Origin of the sequence: Bradyrhizobium sp. CB3481 (assembly GCF_029714305.1) — a bacterium.
Taxonomy (GTDB): domain Bacteria; phylum Pseudomonadota; class Alphaproteobacteria; order Rhizobiales; family Xanthobacteraceae; genus Bradyrhizobium.
Genome location: NZ_CP121647.1, coordinates 7,705,294 through 7,726,076 on the forward strand (window position 1 = coordinate 7,705,294; position 20,783 = coordinate 7,726,076).

22 protein-coding genes are annotated in these 20,783 nt (G+C 63.6%); 12 read left to right on the forward strand and 10 right to left on the reverse strand.

Going from position 1 to position 20,783, the window contains the following annotated elements:
- Positions 1-203: 203 nt before the first annotated feature.
- The gene (locus tag QA643_RS37080; protein ID WP_283030664.1) at positions 204-830 is read right to left on the reverse strand and encodes a glutathione S-transferase N-terminal domain-containing protein; all 627 of its coding nucleotides are present in this window, start codon (positions 828-830) and stop codon (positions 204-206) included.
- Between the two features lie 198 nt (positions 831-1,028).
- Here QA643_RS37080 and pyrE point away from each other — a divergent pair, with 198 nt between their 5' ends.
- Both pyrE and QA643_RS37090 read left to right on the forward strand, forming a co-directional pair.
- The gene (gene pyrE, locus QA643_RS37085) at positions 1,029-1,592 is read left to right on the forward strand and encodes an orotate phosphoribosyltransferase (protein WP_283030665.1); all 564 of its coding nucleotides are present in this window, start codon (positions 1,029-1,031) and stop codon (positions 1,590-1,592) included.
- Between the two features lie 179 nt (positions 1,593-1,771).
- Entirely contained in the window at positions 1,772-2,533 is a 762-nt protein-coding gene (locus QA643_RS37090; RefSeq protein WP_283030666.1) for a DUF2865 domain-containing protein, read from the forward strand.
- 82 nt (positions 2,534-2,615) lie between these two features.
- Here the strand turns inward: QA643_RS37090 and QA643_RS37095 are convergent, their stop codons facing one another.
- Positions 2,616-3,047, reverse strand: a complete 432-nt coding sequence (locus QA643_RS37095; RefSeq protein ID WP_283030667.1) for a hypothetical protein — start codon at positions 3,045-3,047, stop codon at positions 2,616-2,618.
- Positions 3,048-3,207: 160 nt separating this feature from the next.
- Between QA643_RS37095 and QA643_RS37100 the strand changes: the two genes are divergently transcribed.
- A complete protein-coding gene (locus QA643_RS37100; RefSeq protein WP_283030669.1) occupies positions 3,208-3,396 on the forward strand; it encodes an RNA polymerase sigma factor region1.1 domain-containing protein in 189 nt (62 codons plus the stop codon).
- Between the two features lie 24 nt (positions 3,397-3,420).
- Here QA643_RS37100 and QA643_RS37105 read toward each other — a convergent pair whose 3' ends face one another.
- On the reverse strand, positions 3,421-3,651 hold the full coding sequence (locus QA643_RS37105) for a hypothetical protein (protein ID WP_283030671.1): 231 nt from the start codon (positions 3,649-3,651) through the stop codon (positions 3,421-3,423).
- 235 nt (positions 3,652-3,886) lie between these two features.
- On the opposite strand from QA643_RS37105, the gene QA643_RS37110 reads away from it, so the two are divergent.
- From QA643_RS37110 to rocF, 3 genes are all read left to right on the forward strand, one after another.
- Complete coding sequence (locus QA643_RS37110; RefSeq protein WP_283030673.1) at positions 3,887-6,403, forward strand: glycogen/starch/alpha-glucan phosphorylase; 2,517 nt, start codon at positions 3,887-3,889, stop codon at positions 6,401-6,403.
- Positions 6,404-6,590: 187 nt separating this feature from the next.
- Positions 6,591-7,409, forward strand: a complete 819-nt coding sequence (locus QA643_RS37115) for a thioesterase family protein (RefSeq protein ID WP_283030675.1) — start codon at positions 6,591-6,593, stop codon at positions 7,407-7,409.
- Positions 7,410-7,557: 148 nt separating this feature from the next.
- Positions 7,558-8,532, forward strand: coding sequence for an arginase (rocF, locus tag QA643_RS37120; protein ID WP_283030676.1), 975 nt, complete (start codon positions 7,558-7,560; stop codon positions 8,530-8,532).
- 256 nt (positions 8,533-8,788) lie between these two features.
- On the opposite strand, the gene QA643_RS37125 is transcribed toward rocF, so the two are convergent.
- Positions 8,789-9,343, reverse strand: a complete 555-nt coding sequence (locus QA643_RS37125; protein WP_283030677.1) for a cupin domain-containing protein — start codon at positions 9,341-9,343, stop codon at positions 8,789-8,791.
- On the reverse strand, positions 9,336-9,851 hold the full coding sequence (locus QA643_RS37130) for a sigma-70 family RNA polymerase sigma factor (RefSeq protein WP_283030678.1): 516 nt from the start codon (positions 9,849-9,851) through the stop codon (positions 9,336-9,338). Before QA643_RS37130 ends, QA643_RS37125 begins: the two co-directional genes overlap by 8 nt.
- A gap of 263 nt (positions 9,852-10,114) precedes the next feature.
- On the opposite strand from QA643_RS37130, the gene QA643_RS37135 reads away from it, so the two are divergent.
- Positions 10,115-10,726, forward strand: coding sequence for a sigma-70 family RNA polymerase sigma factor (locus QA643_RS37135; protein ID WP_283030679.1), 612 nt, complete (start codon positions 10,115-10,117; stop codon positions 10,724-10,726).
- A 361-nt stretch (positions 10,727-11,087) separates the two neighbouring features.
- Here QA643_RS37135 and QA643_RS37140 read toward each other — a convergent pair whose 3' ends face one another.
- The 3 genes from QA643_RS37140 to QA643_RS37150 form a co-directional block, all read right to left on the reverse strand.
- On the reverse strand, positions 11,088-12,704 hold the full coding sequence (locus QA643_RS37140; protein ID WP_283030680.1) for a phosphoenolpyruvate carboxykinase: 1,617 nt from the start codon (positions 12,702-12,704) through the stop codon (positions 11,088-11,090).
- A gap of 280 nt (positions 12,705-12,984) precedes the next feature.
- On the reverse strand, positions 12,985-13,188 hold the full coding sequence (locus tag QA643_RS37145; RefSeq protein WP_283030681.1) for a hypothetical protein: 204 nt from the start codon (positions 13,186-13,188) through the stop codon (positions 12,985-12,987).
- Positions 13,189-13,201: 13 nt separating this feature from the next.
- Positions 13,202-13,936, reverse strand: a complete 735-nt coding sequence (locus QA643_RS37150) for a DUF2470 domain-containing protein (protein WP_283030683.1) — start codon at positions 13,934-13,936, stop codon at positions 13,202-13,204.
- 217 nt (positions 13,937-14,153) lie between these two features.
- Here QA643_RS37150 and QA643_RS37155 point away from each other — a divergent pair, with 217 nt between their 5' ends.
- The 5 genes from QA643_RS37155 (at position 14,154) to QA643_RS37175 (ending at position 18,148) form a co-directional block, all read left to right on the forward strand.
- The gene (locus tag QA643_RS37155; RefSeq protein ID WP_027541437.1) at positions 14,154-14,855 is read left to right on the forward strand and encodes a response regulator transcription factor; all 702 of its coding nucleotides are present in this window, start codon (positions 14,154-14,156) and stop codon (positions 14,853-14,855) included.
- A 97-nt stretch (positions 14,856-14,952) separates the two neighbouring features.
- Positions 14,953-16,770 (forward strand): sensor histidine kinase, encoded by a 1,818-nt coding sequence (locus QA643_RS37160; protein WP_283030692.1) that lies wholly within the window; start codon positions 14,953-14,955, stop codon positions 16,768-16,770.
- Positions 16,767-17,291 carry an HPr kinase/phosphatase C-terminal domain-containing protein gene (locus tag QA643_RS37165; protein ID WP_283030693.1) on the forward strand — a complete coding sequence of 175 codons (525 nt, stop codon included), beginning with the start codon at positions 16,767-16,769 and terminating at the stop codon, positions 17,289-17,291. Before QA643_RS37160 ends, QA643_RS37165 begins: the two co-directional genes overlap by 4 nt.
- Positions 17,292-17,423: 132 nt before the next feature.
- Complete coding sequence (locus QA643_RS37170; RefSeq protein WP_024339151.1) at positions 17,424-17,825, forward strand: PTS sugar transporter subunit IIA; 402 nt, start codon at positions 17,424-17,426, stop codon at positions 17,823-17,825.
- Complete coding sequence (locus QA643_RS37175; protein ID WP_283030694.1) at positions 17,822-18,148, forward strand: HPr family phosphocarrier protein; 327 nt, start codon at positions 17,822-17,824, stop codon at positions 18,146-18,148. Before QA643_RS37170 ends, QA643_RS37175 begins: the two co-directional genes overlap by 4 nt.
- A 127-nt stretch (positions 18,149-18,275) precedes the next feature.
- Here QA643_RS37175 and QA643_RS37180 read toward each other — a convergent pair whose 3' ends face one another.
- Together QA643_RS37180 and QA643_RS37185 are read right to left on the reverse strand one after the other, a co-directional pair.
- Complete coding sequence (locus QA643_RS37180) at positions 18,276-19,073, reverse strand: SDR family oxidoreductase (protein WP_283030695.1); 798 nt, start codon at positions 19,071-19,073, stop codon at positions 18,276-18,278.
- A gap of 33 nt (positions 19,074-19,106) precedes the next feature.
- Complete coding sequence (locus tag QA643_RS37185; protein WP_283030696.1) at positions 19,107-20,717, reverse strand: glycosyltransferase family 39 protein; 1,611 nt, start codon at positions 20,715-20,717, stop codon at positions 19,107-19,109.
- Between the last annotated feature and the right edge of the window lie 66 nt (positions 20,718-20,783).

The window sequence follows — 20,783 nt, forward strand, 5'->3', positions numbered from 1 at the left end:
TCCGCCGTCTCCAAGCCACCGCTGTCATCGCCCGGCTTGACCGGGCGACCCAGTATCCCAGAGAACGTGGTGTGAAGCGAAATTCGTTCCGCATCGAGCACTTCGCTCAATCGGAAGCGCCGCGGCGTACTGGATCGCCCGGTCCTGGTGCGCAAGTGCGCACAAGGCCGGGCGACGACAGCGGTGGGTGGGGATTGAGAATATCAATCCAATTTCGCTTCCATGCCGCGCCTGGTCGCGGGGCGGGCCATCAGAGCGTTGTACCAGCGCTCGACGTTCGGAAAATCCTTCAGCTCCACCTTGTGGCGCGGGTGGCGCCAGGCCCAGCCAAGGATGGCGAAGTCGGCGACCGAGAGTTCGCCGGCGACGAACTCGCGTCCCTCCAGCCGGCGGTCCAGCACGCCATAGAGCCGGCGCGTCTCGGCCATGTAGCGCTTCAGGCCATAGGCGCGGTCGGTTTCATTCTCCAGCGCGATGAAATGGTGCACCTGGCCGGGCATCGGGCCAAAGCCACCCATCTGCCACATCAGCCATTCATAGACCGGAATGCGCTCGGCCAACGGCTTGGGCAGGAACTTGCCGGTCTTTTCGCCGAGATAGAGCAGGATCGCGCCCGATTCGAAAATGCTGATCGGCTTGCCGCCGGGCCCGTCGGGATCGACGATCGCCGGGATCTTGTTGTTCGGACTGATCTTGAGGAAATCGGGCGCCATCTGCTCGCCCTTGGTGATGTTCACCGGGATCACCTTGTAGGGCAGCCCCATCTCCTCCAGCGCAACCGAGATCTTGCGGCCGTTCGGCGTGTTCCAGGTGTGCAGTTCGATCGTCATTTTTGTTATACCCCGCGGAAGCGGCGTATCCAGTACCCCGGAACTTGAGGGCGTTACAACCGCCGCCGCGGAATACTGGGTCATCCGCTTTCGCGGATGACGACACCGTGCCCTGTTGACGGCGCCGGATCGGCGCTGGAATGTCCCCGCGAGCGCCGATAGATTGCGCCCGCCTGAAAACGCCTTGGGAAAACCGCCTTGTCCAAATCAGCCTCCCGTGCCCGTCTCGCCGAGATCATCCGCAAGCGCTCGTTCGGCCGCGGCGAGATCACGCTGGCCTCGGGCCGCAAGAGCGATTTCTACTTCAACCTCAAGCCGACCATGCTCGACCCCGAGGGCGCGGCACTGCTGGCCGAACTCACCTTTGAGGCGCTGAAGGACGACAGGCTCGATTTCATCGGCGGGCTGGAGATGGGCGCGGTCCCGCTGGCAGGCGCGATCGCGCAGCTCTCCTGGCTCAAGGGGCACCCGATCGCCGCCTTCTTCGTGCGCAAGAAGCCGAAGGAGCACGGCGCCCGCCTCGCAGTCGAGGGGCTGGCCAAGGGCGAGAGCCTTAAGGGCAAGCGCATCGTGATCGTCGAGGACGTCACCACGACCGGCGGCTCGGCCTTGAAGGCGGTCGAGGCGGTGCGCGAGGCCGGCGGCGAGATCGTGCTGGTGCTGACCATGGTCGACCGCGAGGAAGGCGCGACCGAGGCCTTTGCCGAGGCCGGGCTCGAATTCCGCTCGCTCTACAAGGCGGGTGAATTTCTCAAGGGGTAAGGGCTTCCCCTCACAGCATTCCTTTTTCCCGTATTATTCCCGAATACCACTCCTTTACCATCCGCCGTTAAGGTTACTCCCGACTGAAGCCTGTCGCTTCAGCGCGTTGATTGCGTTGGGTGGAGTTGGCGTTGCGTACCGAGTTGGCTTTTTCGCGCGGGCGGCGCCGCGCGAGGTTTGTGGCCGCCGCATTCGTTGCAGGCGCGATCACGCTGACGCCCGGCAGCGTGTCCGCTGAGGGCCTGTTCGATTTTCTGTTCGGCGGCCTGCAGAAGCAACAGACGCGGCAAGCCCCGGCGCAGGGCAATTTCTTCGCCGATCCGTTCGGCAATAGTCAGCCGTCCCATCCCGCGCCGGCGCCGCGCGTCGCCGGCTCCGGACCTGCCTTCTGCGTGCGCAGCTGCGACGGCAAGTATTTTCCGCTGACCATGCGCGGCAATGCCTCGCCGGTCCAGATGTGCCAGGCGTTCTGCCCGGCGAGCGTCACCAAGGTGTTTTACGGCAGCAGCATCGACAGCGCGGCCGCGAGCAATGGCGAACGCTACGCCGACAGCGAGAACGCCTACGCCTACCGCAAGGCACTGCGCGCCGATTGCACCTGCAACGGCCGAAGCCCGTCAGGCCTTGCGCCGGTCGATCTCGCGCTCGATAGCTCGCTGCGCTCCGGCGACGTCATCGCCACCACCGACGGCCTAGTGGCCTATACTGGCGTTCGCCTCGGCACCGACCAGAGCGCCGAGTTCACGCCTGTGGCCTCCTATCCCGGCCTCACGGCCGACGTTCGCGCCCGGCTCGGCGAGATGAAGGTCGCGCCTGTTAGCGCCGAGATGGTCGCCGGCACCGCGCCGCTGCCCGAAGCGCGACGCGACGACGACCTGCCGACCGCCTCGATCCCGAAGACGGCTCCGCCAAAACCAGCGAAGCGGGCGGACGTGCGATAAGCAGGGTCCAAACGCAAAACTGCGAAAACAACCCCATGCAAAGTAGCCTGGGGCCGAGCTACCAGACCTCGCCTCGCCTAACTCACCGCCCGACGATCACCCCGATCACGTTCGGCGCCGACAGATATTTTTCCTCGATCGCCGCGCGTGCCGCTGCGCGGTTTTCAGCCGTCAGCAAGCCGCGCTTCTCGGCCAGGATCATCCAGCAATAGCCCCACCAGTCCGTCAGCATGCCCTGATCGTCGACGAGGTCGTAGCCCTGCTCGGCGGCGAAGATGCGCGCCTGCGCCTCATCCAGGCTGTCGAGAAAGGCGTGGTCCTCCACCGAGAACAGCTCGTCGCTGAAATCGTCCGTGGTGTAGCCCCACACCGACATGCAGACGGCGTTGAATTCGCGGTCGATCGCATCGTCGTCGACGATCTGCCGGCGCGAGGCCTGGTGCAGGCGCGACAGCGAGCGCGCGAAATCGGCGATGCGGGTGAGAGCGAACTGATCGAAGGCGATGGTGGACATGTAGTCCTCGCAAACTCGGATGGGCCCTAGATATGGTGTCGGCGACGCGCCGAATCATAATGATATATCAAGTACTTGCTAAAGTGTTCTTAATTTGTTCCGAGGACTAAAAAATGAGGCCGAGACTCTGGCCCATGAGACCGAATTTGGAGGACCGAAAATGAGACAGGAAGACATGATCCGAATGGCGCTTCAGCTTGGCCGCCCGACGGGCGTCATCACATTCGATCAGCTCAATGCGCTGTTGCCGTCGGCGACAACCCAGCCCGAAGACATCGAAGCAATCATGGAGGCGCTGAGCGACGAAGGAATAAACCTCGTCGAGGGTGACCAATCGCAGCCCCGATGAGGCGCCGGGACGACGGATATTGGCTCACATCGCCGACAACAGCTTGTCGCCGCAATAATTGGCATAGAACTTCCCGCCGCATTGCCGCTTGATCGCGGCGCAGCGCGCGGCGGGCGAGGCGCCTTGCGGGACGCTGAAGGAGCAGCTCAGGCCATCGGCGCTCCTGTTGGCCTTGCCTGCGGCAAAGGCTGCACTGGTCGCACTGATGCAGACCACCAACAGCGCAGCGGCAGCGATCTCGATCATCAATCTCATCACAGGCCTCCCGCTTGTTCGAGAATGTCTACCTCACGCGAACCGGCCACCGCCGGCCAAGTTCCGGTTTAAATCGAATTGTAGCACCAAAACCGGTCGCGCCGTGCCGCGAAATCGGCCCGGTCCTTGCATAAAATCATACCAGCGCGGTGCACCACATACTTCCGGCTGGTTTCGATCGGGCGCTAAGGCGCGTATCTTCGTTTGTTGAGTCTCAACCGCAGGGATCGACGTGTTGCAGGAACAATTTCCCGGGAACTATCCGGCCTCCGGCCAGCCGATCGACGAGCTGGCGCTGGCCGAGATCAAGGGCGCGATCCTTGCCAAGCTCCGGCTGGCGATCGGCAAGGACGCCGGCATGGCGACCAGGCGGGACTGGTACAAGGCCGCGGCGCTGGCGCTGCGCGACCGTATCGTGCACCGCTGGCTGACCGCCGAGAAGGAGAGCTACGACGCCGGCAGCAAGCGTGTCTATTACCTCTCGCTCGAATTCCTGATCGGCCGCCTGTTTACGGATGCGCTGAACAATATGGGATTGCTGCCGCTGTTCGAGGCGGCGCTGGGCGACCTCGGCGTCGGCCTCGACGACTTGCGCAAATGCGAGCCGGACGCGGCGCTCGGCAATGGCGGCCTCGGGCGGCTCGCGGCGTGCTTCATGGAAAGCATGGCAACGCTGGCGATCCCGGCGATCGGCTACGGCATCCGCTACGATTTCGGCCTGTTCCGCCAGATCATCGCGCAGGGCTGGCAGCAGGAATATCCGGACGAATGGCTGAGCTTCGGCAACCCCTGGGAATTCCTGCGGGCGGAGGTGGTCTATCACGTTCATTTCGGCGGTCATGTCGACCATGTCGACGACCACGGGCGCGACCGCGCGACCTGGCGTCCGGGGGAGACCGTGCAGGCGGTGGCCTACGACACGCCGATCGTCGGCTGGCGCGGCCAGCACGTCAACGCGCTCAGGCTATGGTCGGCGCGCGCGCCCGATCCATTGCGGCTCGACGTCTTCAATACCGGCGACTACCTTGGCGCGGTCGCCGAAGAAGCGCGCGCGGAATCGATCTGCAAATTCCTCTATCCCAATGACGAGAGCCCGGCGGGCCGCGAGCTGCGGCTGCGCCAGGAATATTTCTTCGTCTCGGCCTCGCTGCAGGATCTCGTCAAGCGTCAACTTGCCTCCGACGGGCAACTGCGCAGCCTCGCCTCGAAGGCCGCGGTGCAACTCAACGACACCCATCCGAGCCTCGCCGTCACCGAGCTGATGCGCATCCTGGTCGACCTGCATAACTTCCGCTGGGACGAGGCGTGGAAGATCACGGTGGCGACGCTGTCCTACACCAATCATACGCTGCTGCCGGAAGCGCTGGAGACCTGGCCGGTTGAACTGTTCGAGCGGCTGTTGCCGCGCCATCTCGAGATTATCTACCGCATCAATGCCGCGCATCTGGCGCTGGCCGAGCAGCGCGTCCCCGGCGACATCGAATACCGCGCCTCGGTCTCGCTGATCGACGAGAAATCCGGGCGGCGGGTGCGGATGGGACAATTGGCGTTCGTCGGCTCGCACCGCATCAACGGCGTCTCGGCGATGCATTCCGACCTGATGAAGGAGACCGTGTTCAGCGATCTCAACCATCTCTATCCCGGCCGCATCACCAACAAGACCAATGGCATCACCTTCCGCCGCTGGCTGATGCTGGCCAATCCAAAGCTCACCGGCCTGATGCGCGAGACCTGCGGCGATGCCGTGCTCGACGACTTCTCGCTGTTCGAGCGCCTCGAGGCGCGCGCCAGCGACAATGCGTTCCAGCAGCGTTTCCGCGAGGTCAAGCATCACAACAAGCTGGCGCTGGCGCGGCTGATCAATGAGCGGCTCGGCATCAAGGTCGATCCGTCGGCGCTGTTCGACATCCAGATCAAGCGCATCCACGAATACAAGCGGCAATTGCTCAACATCGTCGAGACGGTCGCGCTGTATCAGGCGATCAAGGACGAACCGCAATGTGACTGGGTGCCGCGCGTAAAAATCTTCGCCGGCAAGGCGGCGGCGAGCTACCGCTACGCCAAGCTGATCATCAAGCTGATCAACGACGTCGCCGAGATCGTCAACAACGACCCCGACGTCGCCGGAAGGCTGAAGGTGGTCTTCCTCGCCGACTACAATGTCAGCCTGGCCGAAGTGATCATCCCTGCGGCCGACCTCTCCGAGCAGATTTCGACCGCCGGCATGGAAGCCTCCGGCACCGGCAACATGAAGCTGGCGCTCAACGGCGCGCTCACCATCGGCACGCTCGACGGCGCCAATATCGAAATCCGCGACCAGGTCGGCGCGGAGAACATCGCGATCTTCGGCATGGAGGCCGGCGACGTCATGATCCGGCGCAAGCAGGGGCTGGATGCGACCGACGTCATCAGCCGCTCGCCGCGGCTGGCGCGCGCCATCACCGCGATCGAGAGCGGCGCGTTCTCGCCCGACGACCCTGCCCGGTTCGCCTCGATCGGCCACGCGCTGCGCTATCTCGACCACTACATGGTCTCGGCCGATTTCGATTCCTATTACGAGGCCCAGCGCGGCATCGATGCGCGCTGGCAGGTGGTGCCGGCCTGGACCCGCGCCTCGATCCTCAACGTCGCGCGGATGCCGTGGTTCTCCTCCGACCGCACCATCCGCGAATATGCCGAGGAGATCTGGCACGTGCCGGTGCGCGCCGCCGCACAGGTAGCGGAGACAAGCGCTCGCGAGGCGACGCGGTAATTTTCGGGACGCGGAAAGCCATTTACCTCAGGCGTCATTGGAATTCGGCAAAATAGTCGCGATACTGCCTCAACGTCATTGCGAGCGCAGCGAAGCAATCCATGGCTCGACTCGGGGAAAGATGGATTGCTTCGCTTCGCTCGCAATGACGGAATAGACAGATCGCGCCTCCCAATTGAAAGAATTCATGCTGACAAAGTCCCCGCACCTCTTCGATGACGCGACAAAAGTCACACCCGGCGATAGCTGCTGGCAAGGCAAGACCAGTCCCGACTATTGGGCCTTTGTCGGCCCGTTCGGCGGCTGCACCGCTGCGACCATGCTGCGCGCGCTGATGGAGCATCCACAGCGGGCGGGCGATCCGCTGGCGATGACCGTGAATTTCTGCGCACCGGTCGCGGAAGGTGCGTTCGATCTCGATGTGCGCCTGGTCAAGGTCAACCGCTCGAGCCAGCACTGGGCCGTGGAGATGACGCAGGGCGGCGGTGAGGTCGCGACGCTGGCGACGGCCGTGTTTGCCGAGCGCCGGCCATCCTGGTCGCACCAGCAGGCGACGTTTCCAGCCGCCACGCCATTTGAACAGGCGCGCCGGTTTCCGAACACACCGATGACCTGGACGCACCAGTATGATTTCCGCTTTGTCGAGGGCGAGCCGAGCTTTTATGGCTCGCCCGCGGCATCACCGCTCGATGCCTATTCAAAGCAGTGGATCGGCGATCACGTGCCGCGAAAGATCGACATGCTGTCGCTGATGTCGATGTCGGATGCGTTTTTCGGCCGGGTGTTTCTGGCGCGCCGGGAACTGGTGCCGTTCGGCACGGTGTCCGTCACGACCTATTTTCATACTTCCTCGGAGGAACTCGCGGCCGAGAACATCACCAATATTCTCGCAGCGGCCGACGCCCGAATTTTCCACAGGAGTTACGGCGATCAGCACGGAGAATTGTGGTCACCCTCGGGGCGCCTGCTCGCAACCACGACGCAAATCGCTTATTTCAAGGCGTGAGCAGCGGGTCTGCTGTTGCGGCCATGAGACCCTCACGGTGAGGAGGCGCGAAGCGCCGTCTCGAACCATGTGGCCCCGCTGGTGCCATTCATCCTTCGAGACGCCGCTGCGCGGCTCCTCAGGATGAGGTCTGACAAAAGGTGGGCTCATGTCCGACGCCAACGCTCCCCGCATCGCCCTGCTCGGCGTTCCCATCGAGATCGGCGCCTCGCAGCTCGGCACCCTGATGGGGCCGGACGCGCTCCGCACCGCCGGCATCGGCCGCATCCTCAATCAGCTCGGCTTTGCGGTCGAGGACCACGGCAACATGGCCAAGCCTGACGCCGCTGCCGCCGAGGGCCCGCCGCCAGCGAACGCCAAATACTACGACACCATCAAGGGCTGGATCCGCGCGCTCAGCGAACGCTCCTACACGCTGGCGCGCTCCGGCGCGGTGCCGATCTTCATGGGGGGCGATCATTCGCTCTCGATGGGGTCGGTGAACGGCGTGGCGCGCTACTGGCAGGAGCAGGGCCGGCCGCTGTTCGTGCTCTGGGTCGACGCCCATGCCGATTACAACACGCCGCAGACCACGGAGACCGGCAACATGCATGGCATGTCGGCCGCCTTCCTGTGCGGCGAGCCTGGTCTCGACAATTTGCTCGGCGGCGCGCCGCGCGCCTCGATCGGTCCCGACCAGCTCGACCTGTTCGGTATCCGCTCGATTGATCCCGAGGAGAAGAAGCTGGTGTTCGAGCGGCGCGTCGCGATCGCGGACATGCGCGCCATCGACGAGTTCGGCGTCGGCGTGCTGATCCGAAAGGTGATCGAGCGCGTCAGGGCACGGAACGGCGTGCTGCATGTCTCCTTCGATGTGGATTTTCTCGATCCCACGGTCGCGCCCGGCGTCGGCACCACGGTGCCGGGCGGCGCGACCTATCGCGAGGCGCATCTCATCATGGAGCTACTGCATGATTCCGGCCTGGTGCGCTCGGTGGACGTCGTCGAGCTCAACCCGTTCCTCGACGAACGCGGCCGCACCGCGCGCGTCGCCGTCGAGCTGATCGGCAGCCTGTTCGGCCTGCAAATCACCGACCGGCGAACGCCGAGCAATGCGGTGCTGCCGGGGAATGGCTCAGGCTAGATTCTTATCGAACCACATGCACACACGCCGCCCGTCATCCCGGGAATAAGCGCAATTGCGCATATTCCGAAGGAGGGCGCGTCAGCGAGCCTTGACGAATGAGGGGAGAGATTGTGCGCTCCGCTATATCCACGTCATTGCGAGCGAAGCGAAGCAATCCATCTATCCCCGAACTGAGACGTGGATTGCTTCGCTGCGCTCGCAATGACGGGCGGAGCTAGTTTCACACTCTCAAGATGATGGATCGGACGATGATCTAATGCTGATCCAGACTCATGATGACGTGCACGAGGCAGCCATTCACCGTCCGGCCCGGCGGGTGCGAGGATGACGGCGTCGCGACGTGGAAGTCGCCGGCCTTGAGATCGAGATCGCCGAACGAGAGATCCCCTTCGATCACCAGCGTCTGCTCGTCGGCGTCATGCGCGTGCGGCCGATAGGACGCGCCCGGCGCCATCCGGATCAACAGATGCTGCCGGTTCTGCGCGCGGTCGACATGCAGGAGACGGCCTTTGATGCCCGGGCTGATCTCGAACCAGTTCGCAGTGCCGCCGCGCCTTGTCACCGTACCCGGCAGCTCGGCGCCTTCGCTCTCGATCCGGCCGAGAATTTTCTCGAACAGGCCCGACGGCGGCGGCTCGGCCTCGCCGGCGGGTACGTTGGCAAACATACCCTCCCAATATTCGACCTGCGCCCGCAGCGCCTCGTCCGATTTCAGGCGCTGGGCGAAGGCACGGGCGTCCTCCGCGCCGAGCAGCCCGAGCACATACTCCGCCGCATCAGTGGCCCCGGGCTTCACTGGCTTAGACATAGCTGCAGCTTTCAACAGCACGGTGAATCCAGGTCTTGACGGTTCCGACCGGAACGGCCGAGTGCGCGGCCAGCTCCTCGTAGCTCAGCCCGTAATAATAGGCCAAAAGGACCGACTGCCGGTAGTTCTGTTCCAGGAGGCCCAGGCACTTTCGCAAGTCCGGAGCGAGCGAGGGATCGCCAGGCGACTGCCTTGACAGCGCGTCGATGGCGGAAGCGACGCTCTCGTCGGTCAGGGCTACCGGCGAAGACCGCCGCGCCGGCAGCCGATCCAGCACGACGCGGCGCGCGACCGTCACCATCCAGTTCAGCGCGGCGCCCTTGGCCGGGTCGTAGAGATAGGACTTTTGCCAGATCCGCAGCATCGCCTCCTGGAAGGCGTCTTCGGCGGCGGCGCGATCCCGCAGGATGCGGCTGCAAATCCCGAACAGGGTCGGCCCGGCCTGCTCGTACACCGCGCGGAAAGCCGCCCGGTCGCCTTGGGCGACAGATCTTAGCAGCTGCCCCAAATCGTCCTCGGGAATCTGTCGCATTCTGAGCGGGATAGGCCGGATACACAATCAAGGGTGGCGTTTCCTCGCGAACTATAGGGCTCAGGAAGCTACGGTTCAACGGGCCGGGGTTTCAAACGGGGCCACTTGGCCAAGACCCAAAAATTTTGGCCGGCCGGTAGCGGCACCGAAACTTTTTTCGCGGGCGATCCGTATTGGGGGCCATACGGCCAATCCAGCGAGGGATAGCCGGGACCAACGACCATCGAGCTGGAGAAACCATGGTGAACGCGACACCACAGGCGAATATCGGACAGCCGGACGGCCGAGCGCTTCTTCTGCAATTGATCACCGAGGTCGCCCAAGGCAACAAATCCGCTTTTGCAAGGCTATATGGCCTGACCCACGCCAAGCTGCTCGGCGTCGCCTTACGCATCCTGCGGGACCGCGCGCTCGCCGAGGACGTGCTGCAGGAGAGCTACCTGAAGATCTGGCGTCATGCCGCCAGCTACGATCCAAAGATCGCCTCGCCGATGACCTGGATGGCGACCATCATCCGGCATCGCGCCATTGACGCCGTGCGCAAACGGCAGCTCGAGGCGTTCGGCTGCGACGATGAGATCTCTGCGATGGCCTCTGATGATCCCGACCCGGTCGAGGAGATGCATCTGGCGCGGCTGCGTCCGAAGGCGCTGGCGGCATTCGCGCGGCTGCCCGAAGGCAAGCGGCGCCTGATCATGCTGGCCTATCTCAGGGACCGCAGCCGCCAGGAGCTGTCGATGCGGCTCGGCATTCCCGCCAACACGGTGAAAACGCATCTGCGGCGAGCGCTGCTGGAGCTGCGCGCCACGATGTTTGCGTCGGTCGAGACGCGAACGCGCAGCGCGGCATAATACTGTTTGATGACGACTTAGACCCTCCACGTCATTGCGAGCGCAGCGAAGCAATTCACCTACCCAAGCGCCGAGACGTGGATTGCTTCGCTTCGCTCGCAATGACGGGGAAAGAGCTGGCTTCGCTATTTCCCCTCATCCCTGAGGAGCGCATCTTCGCGCGTCTCGAAGGACGAATGGCACAGACCCCGGGCCACGTGGTTCGAGATGCGCGGAGCCTGTCATCGAGCCGCGCTACGCGCGGACCCGGTGGCGCTCCTCACCATGAGGGTCCGATAACGCAGCATGACTAAAATAAGAAGGGCGGCCCTCTCGGCCGCCCCTCGTTGTTCTCGAATGGCTCGCTTGTTTGGCCGCGAGCCTACTCCGCCGCGAGCTTGGTGTCCGGCGCAGCGGCGCGGACTTCGGCGTCGACCTGGGCTTCGAACTTGGCAAAGTTCTTCTGGAACATGCCGACCAGCGCGCGCGCCGTCTTGTCGAACTCGGCCTTGTCCTTCCAGGTGTTGACGGGATTGAGGATCTCGCTCGGCACGCCCGGCAGCGCGGTCGGCACCGCAAAACCGAAATACTTGTCGGTGCGGAATTCGACGTTGCGGAGCGAGCCGTCGAGCGCGGCCGTGAGCAGCGCGCGCGTCACCTTGATCGGCATGCGGCTGCCGACGCCATACTTGCCGCCGGTCCAGCCGGTGTTGACCAGCCAGCAGTCGACATTGTGCTTGGCGATCAGCTCACGCAGCATGTTGCCGTACACCGAGGGATCGAGCGGCAGGAACGGCGAGCCGAAGCAGGTGGAGAATTCCGGCTGCGGCTCGTTGCCGAGGCCGCGCTCGGTGCCGGCGACCTTGGCGGTGTAGCCGGACAGGAAATGATACATCGCCTGCGCCGGCGAGAGCTTTGCGATCGGCGGCAGCACACCGAAGGCGTCGGCGGCGAGCATCACGACGTTCTTCGGCTGGCCGGCGCGGCCGGTGCGCGAAGCGTTCGGGATAAAATCGAGCGGATAGGCCGAACGGGTGTTTTCCGTCTTCGAGCCGTCGTCGAAATCGACCACGCGGGTGTCTTCGTCGAGCACGCAATTCTCGAGCACCGCGCCGAAGCGGCTCGAGGCAGCGAAGATCTGCGGCTCGGCTTCCTTTGACAGCTTGATACACTTGGCGTAGCAGCCGCCTTCGAAATTGAAGACGCCATCATTGCCCCAGCCGTGCTCGTCGTCGCCGATCAGCGTGCGGTTCGGATCGGCCGACAGCGTGGTCTTGCCGGTCCCTGACAGCCCGAAGAAGATCGCAGTGTCGCCCTTCGGCCCAACATTGGCCGAGCAGTGCATCGGCAGCACGCCCTTGGCGGGCAGGTAGTAGTTCAGCGTGGTGAAGACCGACTTCTTCATCTCGCCGGCATAATAAGACCCGCCGATCAGGACGATCTTGCGGGCGAAGTCGATCGCAACGACGTTCTCCGAGCGCACGCCGTGACGTTTCGGATCGGCGTGGAAACTCGGCAGGTCGATGATGGTCAGCTCCGGCACGAAGTCCTTCAGCGTCGAAGCTTCGGGGCGGATCAAGAGCGTGCGGATGAACAGCGAGTGCCAGGCGAGCTCGGTGAAGACGCGGGTCTTGATCTGGAAGTTCGGATCGGCGCCGCCATAGAGGTCCTGCGCGAACAGCGTCATGCCTTCGGCATGTTTGAGGAAGTCGGCATAGAGCGCCGAAAACTGCTCCGAGGTGATCGACTGGTTGCCGGCCCACCACATGTTCTTGTCGGTGGTCGCATCGCGAACCGTGAACTTGTCCTTGGGGCTGCGTCCGGTGAACTCACCGGTATCGGCGCAGAGCGCGCCGTCGGCCGACAATACGGCCTCGCCCGCCGCAAGCGAATATTGATAGAGCTGTGGCGCACCGAGATTCCAATGCACCGTCTTGAGATTCTTTAAGCCGAATTTGTCGGCGCCGAAGGCACCGTTCCGTAGACCCGTTTCTTGCACGAAGAAATCCTCCTCGAACCCGCGTTACTTAAGATCGCGCGCACACCGCTTGACGCGCTCTGTCGCGGTGACCCCTGAATATAGCCTTCCGGCTTCGGTCCGGCGACCTAATACTGATGAACGCGGTGCTTGCCAAGCCGATCCCGCCGATTTGGTTTATTCAAGCGGGCGCGATTGATCTGAATCAATCACTTGCTGCGGCGCTTCGCATTGGTTTGCCCTTTTGGTTGCGCGACCATCCGTCGTGGGTTAGCTCAGCGACAATTGTTGCGTCGCACAATCATATCATTTGCTCCTCTCTGATCAGCGCGAACGGAGCCCAAAATGTCGGATAGGCATTAAGCGGCGAGGATGTATCGTTGAGATCGGCCAGCATGGCATGACGCAGCGCCACCGCTCGTTTTTCCAACAGCAGCGACTGAATCTCCTTCACTGTCATCGGCGATGGATTCGACAGCACGGCGTAGTTGCTCGCTGACGGCAAGCGTTAACTCTTGTCAGCCCTTGGCGCGCGCCTCGCCCGCCAACCGCACCAGCATTTTGCGTAGCGCGATGGCACTGGTGACACGCTCCGGAAAATCCAGCCGGAGCGTTGCGCTGCCGGCTTGCATGTCCATACCGCCGGGGTCGCAGCCGATGCAGCGCCAATCGGCGGACTCGGCACCGAGCAATCTCGTCGCGTAGAGTTTCATCGCGTCGCGGTGATCCTCATTCATATGTTCGACAGCGCCCTGCTCGGCTTGCAGCAAATCGCCGGCGTCGCCGATCTCGGTCAAAAACTGCTCAGGCTTGAGATCGATGATGCGGCCGAATCCGGCAACCAGATGCAGGCCCGAGGGCGCTATTCGAAAGAACGAAAAATCCTTGAAATCGACGAACGCTTCCGCCGCCGGATGCGCGTTGAGGTAGCGCCGGCGCAGGATGTTTGCACTCTCGTCAGTCGCCTCCTCAGCCCGGCCCGCCAGCATGATTCGTGCGCCTTCCAAGGGATCGCCAGTGGCGCGCTCGTCGAGCATCAGCGATACTCTGGCGTCGGCAAGGATGTTTTTCGTATGCAGCGCCAGGCGCGAAAGCAGCAGAATCGGCGAGGCGTCGGCATGGCTCGCTACGTTCACCAGTGAGCAGTAAGGGTCGCCACTTTCAGGCATAAGCGTGGCCAACGCGCCCTGCCGACTTCGTCGCAGCAGCGAGCGGGCGAGCTTGGAAGCATCAAAATCTGCGGTTGGCTGCATGGCTTTCTTTCCGGCCATCTTATTGCAAAAAAGGGGTTTTCTCAGCCTGAGGGGGTGCTATATGGGGGTCGGCGCGTCTCCTCGGGAGCGTTTTACGGAACTCGGTCATAGTTCAGCCCAGCTTGCATTGCTCGTTGACCGTGTACGAAGCCCTTTTATGCGGCGTCTGGCTGAAGTGCCCGCCGTTTAAGCCACTCTTATTCGAAAGCAGAGGCTCATGCCCACAATCGCCCTGGTCGATGATGACCGCAACATTCTTACTTCCGTGTCGATCGCACTCGAAGCCGAAGGCTATCGCATCATGACGTACACGGACGGTGCTTCGGCGCTGGACGGCTTCCGCACTTCGCCGCCCGACCTCGCGATACTCGACATCAAGATGCCGCGCATGGACGGCATGGAAACGCTGCGCCGGCTGCGGCAGAAATCCGATCTGCCGGTGATCTTCCTGACCTCCAAGGATGAAGAGATCGACGAACTGTTCGGCCTCAAGATGGGCGCCGACGATTTCATCCGCAAGCCGTTCTCGCAGCGCCTGCTGGTCGAGCGCGTCAAGGCCGTGCTCCGCCGCGGCCAGCCGAAGGATCCGACCGCCGTGCCGAAGGAGCCGGATGCGCGGGCGCTGGACCGCGGCCTGCTGCGGATGGATCCGGAGCGTCACACCTGCACCTGGAAGAACGAGCCGGTGACGCTGACGGTGACGGAATTTTTGATCCTGCAGGCGCTGGCCACGCGCCCCGGCGTGGTGAAGAGCCGCAATGCGCTGATGGACGCCGCCTATGACGATCAGGTCTATGTCGACGACCGCACCATCGACAGCCACATCAAGCGGCTGCGTAAGAAGTTCAAGGTGGTCGACGACGATTTCGAAATGATCGAGACGCTGTACGGCGTCGGCTATCGCTTCAAGGAAGCCTGATCTGCGTTTTCCGGGCGGATGTGCCGACTGACACATCCGCCCGTTCGGCGTAAAAGCGTAGAACTACAACGGCGCATCACAACCGACGGCTCAGCCATTGCTAGATCGAACGCAGTCCGACCTTACCCTGACCCACGAGGACACTTCCGAGCTCCTCGAACGGGATCGCGTTGCCGAGGATAATGCGGGCGAGACGGGCTGGCGGCGACCGCTCGGCTGGCTGCGCCGGGCCGGCCAATTCTTTTTCGCGCTCTCCTTCTCCAGCCTCACCCGCCGCATCGTCTCGCTCAACCTGGCCGGCCTCGTCGCGCTGGTGGCGAGCATTCTCTACCTCTCGCAGTTCCGCGCCGGCCTGATCGACGCGCGGGCGCAGAGCCTTCTGGTGCAGGCGGAAATCATCGCCGGCGCGATCGCCGCCTCGGCCACCGTCGAAACCAACACCATCACGATCGATCCGGACCGGCTGCTCGATCTGAAGCCCGGCGAGAGCTACGGCGCGCCGGATGAATCCTCAGGTCTCGATTTTCCGATCAATCCGGAACGCGTCGCGCCGGTACTGCGACGGCTGATCTCGCCGACCAAAACGCGCGCGCGCATCTATGGCGGTGACGGCGGCATGATCCTCGACAGTCGCAGTCTCTATGGCCGCGGCGACGTGATGCGCTTCGAGCTGCCGCCGCCATCGACCGAGAAGCCGGGCTTCGTCGAGCGTGCCACCATCTCGATTCGCACTTGGCTCAATCGCGGCGACCTGCCGCTTTATCGCGAGCTCGGCCCTGAGAACGGCAAGGGCTACCAGGAGATCGTGCAGGCGCTCGACGGCGTCAAAAGCAGCGTGGTACGTGTCAACGACCGCGGCGAGGTGATCGTCTCGGTCGCGGTGCCGGTGCAGCGCTTCCGCGCCGTGCATGGCGCGCTGATGCTGTCGACCCAGGGCGACGACATCGACCAGATGGTGACGGCCGAGCGCCTCGCCATCCTCAAGGTCGGCGGCGTCGCTTCCGCCGTCATGATAGTGCTGTCGCTGTTGCTGGCGAGCACAATCGCAGGTCCCGTGCGGCGGCTCGCCGACGGCGCCGAGCGTGTCCGCCGCCGCATCCAGACCCGCGTCGAGATTCCCGATTTCACCCGCCGCCGCGACGAAATCGGCCATTTGTCCGGCGCGCTGCGCGACATGACCAATGCGCTCTACAGCCGCATCGAGGCGATCGAGATGTTCGCCGCCGACGTCGCCCACGAATTGAAGAACCCGCTGACCTCGTTGCGCTCGGCGGTGGAGACGCTGCCGCTGGCGCGCAACGACACCAGCCGCGCCCGCCTGCTCGAAGTGATCGAGCATGACGTCAAGCGGCTCGACCGCCTGATCTCGGATATTTCCGACGCCAGCCGGCTCGACGCCGAACTGCAGCGCCAGGATATGGCGCCGGTCGATCTGCGCCGCTTGCTGACGACCCTGACCTCGGTGGCCAACGAAACCAGGCTGGGGCACGACGTCGCAGTCGAATGCCGTTTCGAGGGCCGCGGCGCGACCGACACCTTCTCGGTGCCGGGCCATGATTCCCGGCTCGGACAGGTGATCTCGAACCTCTTGTCCAATGCGCAGTCGTTCTCCACCCCCGGCGGAAAGGTCCGCGTGATTAGCCGCCGCGCCCGGGGAGAAATCGAAATCGTCGTCGATGACGACGGGCCGGGCATCGGCGAGGATGCGCTGGAGCGCATCTTCGAGCGCTTCTACACCGACCGTCCCCATCAGGGCTTCGGCCAGAACTCAGGCCTAGGGCTCTCGATCTCCAAGCAGATCATCGAAGCGCATAACGGGCGGATCTGGGCGGAAAACCGCCATGGTCCCGCCGACGCTGACGGCAAGCCGAGCGTCGCGGGTGCGCGCTTCGTGGTCCGGCTGCCCGCACTATGATGACGCAGGTCGCGAGCGTCCACGCGTCCGCCGTCCTGGTGGGCGAGCGCGCCGTGCTGATCCGCGGTCCGTCAGGCGCCGGCAAGTCGCGCCTCGCCTTCGATCTGATTCTCGCCGGACGCGCCGGGCAGGTTCCCCCGGCCATTTTGGTCGGCGATGACCGTGTCCATCTCGACACAGTGGACGGACAATTGTGGATTCGCCCGGTGCCGGAACTGGCCGGCCTGATCGAAATTCGCGGCCTTGGAATCCGCCGCTGCGCGTTCGCCAGCGAGGCCGTGGTTGGACTGATTGCGGACCTCGCGGCGACCGATGCGGATCGGATGCCCACGCCAGAAGCGCTCTCCATCAGCCTTAATGGTGTTACAATACCGCGAATCCCGGTAGGAGAGGGATATGACCCCCTCCCGTTGATTGTAGCGGCCCTGACAACAACCGACGGTACAGGTTCGGTCCAACCTTTGGATGATTGTTCGAAGGGGATTGGTAACCATATAAGCCCCAATATCGCCACCGATTAATCCGGCGCAGGCCTCACTTCTTACCGGCAAATTCCGGAACAATAGCCAAGATGCCCTCTTGCGCGGGGCCTCTGGATGGTCAAAGTGGCGCGTTCGTGCGGTGCACCAAAAAGCACCCGCGAGGAGTTTCCGATGATTGGTCTAGTGCTTGTGACCCATGGGCGCCTTGCCGACGAGTTCAAGGCGGCGCTCGAACATGTCATGGGTCCGCAAAAACAAATTGAAGCCATCACGATTGGAGCCGAGGACGACTCCGATCTGTGTCGAAGCGATATCATCGAAGCGGTGAATCGCGTTGACAGCGGCGATGGTGTCGCCATCCTCACGGACATGTTCGGCGGCACGCCTTCCAACCTCGCCATTTCCTGCATGAGCCGTCCCAAGGTGGAAGTGCTCGCAGGCATCAATCTCCCCATGCTGGTCAAGCTTGCCAAGGTGCGCGAAGAGCGCTCACTTCCCGATGCTATCGCGATGGCGCAGGAGGCCGGGCGCAAATACGTCACCATCGCCAGCCGCGTGCTCGCCGGCAAATGAGCGACGACGCCGCGCCCGAAAAGGAACTCGGGTCCGGCGTGCCTGCCGGCGCCATCTCGCGGGAACTCCTGATCATCAACAAGCGCGGCTTGCATGCGCGGGCGTCGGCGAAGTTCGTGCAGATGGTCGAAAAGTTCAACGCCGAGGTCTGGGTGACGCGCGGCAGCGAGACCGTCGGCGGCACCTCGATCATGGGCCTGATGATGCTGGCGGCAGGACCTGGAACCACCGTCACGGTCTCCGCCATCGGCCCCGAGGCGCAGCAAGCGGTTGATGCAATCGCCGCGCTGGTGGCGGATAAGTTCAACGAAGAGGGTGTGTGAAGCCTGCGGGGTTGACGGTGCCGTAGGGTGGGCAAAGGCGCACTCGCGCCGTGCCCACCATCTATCCGAGCCGTTGCAGCAGATGGTGGGCACGCTCCGCTTTGCCCACCCTACAGGACCGTCGCCATCAAAACGGATTCGTGACAATCCCGCCATCAACGCGCAGTGCGGCGCCATTCGTGGCGCTGGAGGCTTTTGAGCAGACGTAGCAGATCAGATTGGCGACCTCTTCCGGCTTGGCGTAGCGCTGCAGCAGCGAGGCCGGGCGGCGTTCGCTGAAGGTGCGCGAGACCAGATCGTCGACGCTCGTTGCCATCGCCTTGGCGCGCGCGGCCAGGCGCACCGGCGCCATCTCGACCCAAGTCGGGCCGGGCATCACCGAATTGACTGTCACGTTGGTGCCCTTGGTGGTTTCCGCCGCGCCGCGCGCGATCACGAGCTGCGCCGATTTCGAAAAACCGTAATGCACCATCTCCTTCGGAATGAAGACGCCGGATTCGCTTGAGACGAACACGACGCGGCCCCAGTCCTTGTCGTCGAGCATCCGCTTCAGATAGTGCCGCGTCAGCCGCACCCCGCTCATGACGTTGACCTCGAACATTTTCGACCAGTCGGCATCCTCGATTTCGAAAAAGCCCTTCGGCTCGTAGATGCCGAGATTGTTGACGAGGATGTCGACGTCAGGGAATTGCGCGATCAGCGCGGCGCAGCCTGCGGCGTTGCCGAGGTCGAACGCCGCGGGATGCACCTTGGCCGCGGGCGCCGCCTGCTGAACTTTCGTCACGGCCTCGCCGACCGCCGCCGCCTCGCGGCCGTTGACGATGACATCAGCGCCCATCTGCGCAAGGCCGATCGCCGTGGCGAGCCCGATGCCGCGCGTCGAGCCGGTGACCAGCGCCGTCTTGCCTGTGAGGTCGAGATCCATGCGTCACTCCCTTTGATTTTCTTGTGGCTGCTTCTATCTGGCCGGCGGCACGATGAAGATGTTCCAGGCCGTGGCCGGGCCGGGATGGCCCAAAAAGAACCGCCGCGTGGTCATCACGATGCGCTCGGCATTGGCGGCATGGGCCTTCATCCACGCCTCGCATTTTTCCAGCTTCCAGTCGCCGGTTTCGCAGATACCGATGAAGCCCGATCGCTTGGCGTCCTCGAGCGAGGTCAGGCCGGACGACCACGGCTCGTCCGGTGTCAGCGGCGCCGGATGATCGGGGCTGTAGAAGGTGACAGGCTGGCCGGTATCGGTATAAGCCGCCACCACCGGCCAGCGTGAATTGAAGCGCAGGCGCCAGACTTGCGTCAGTTCGCGGGCAAGTTCAGACCGCGCCCGGTAGGTGGCGCCGGCCGTGCGCTTTTCGCTGAGCTCGTACGCGACGATCCTCGGCGAGACCGCCAGCACCACGAGCGTGATCACCAGCCAGCTCACGGTCAGGTTTGCGAGCGCGACTTTCCGGACCCGCACCGCTGGGATCGCGATCAGCGCGAGCGGCACCAGGAAGAACATCGGGATGCCCCAGTCGGTCTTGATGTAAAAATGGAGCAGCAACGCACCGAGCGGCGGGCCGACGGCGACCACCGCCTGGATGATCCAGACGTGAATCGCTTGCGAGACGTTCACGCTGGCATTGCCGCCGCGCGCCAGCGCCGGAAACGGCGCCAGGCGGAACGGCCGCCAGACCAGCGCGATCGCGCCTAATATGACCGGCGCGGCGAGCAATGCGAGATTATGCCCGACGTAACCCAGCGCGAGGTCGTTGATCATCGCGCGGTCGGTCAGGGAATAGGTATCGCCGGCATAAGTGAAGGGGACGAAATCGACTTGCTTCAGCCACATCAGGTGCGGGAGCATCGCAACCACCGTCACCGCGATCGCCACCCAAGGCGCCGGAGAGCGCAGGAACTGTAGCCGCGCGGGATGGATCAGCGCGGCAAGGCCGATGGCGCCGATCACCGTGACGGCCCAGTATTTGGTCATCAGCGCCAGCGCACCCGCGAGCCCGAGCCACACGCCGGACCTGACACTGCGCTTCTCGAAAGCATCGAGATAGGCCAGCACCATCAGCGGCAGCGTCACGAGCTGCAGCAGGTCCGGATTGTATTTGAAGCCCTTGAAGTTGAAGATCGGGTAGAGCGCGAGCATCACCACGACGAAGAACGCGCGGCGATGATCGACCACGCGCAGCGCCACGAGCCAGCAGATCACGAGGCCGCAACTCACCGTCGCCATCGCCAGCGCATAGCTCGCCCAGTCGGTGACCGGAAACAGCATGAACCAGACACCGGCGACCCATCCTGACAGCGGCGGGTGCTTGCCATAGCCGAGCAGGAACTTCTGCCCCCAGGCATAGGCTTCCGCGACGTCCATGTGGACGTCCTGCCCAGTCTTCAGATTGACCAGGATCAGCGTCCACAGCACGGCGTGAATCACGGCAAAGCCGGTCACCAGCCACAGACCGGGAATCGGGGCAGCCCTGGGGCCGCTGGCCAGCGCGGCCAGCCACGCCGCCGGCCGCCGGATTGACAGGGAACGCTTGCCGCGCGCGGAAGTGGGCAAAATGGATGCAGTCGACATGGCCCATTCCGTAGCGTGTTTTTGTGCCTAGTGGAATCAGCTTGGCGTGAAGAAACCCCCTTGAAA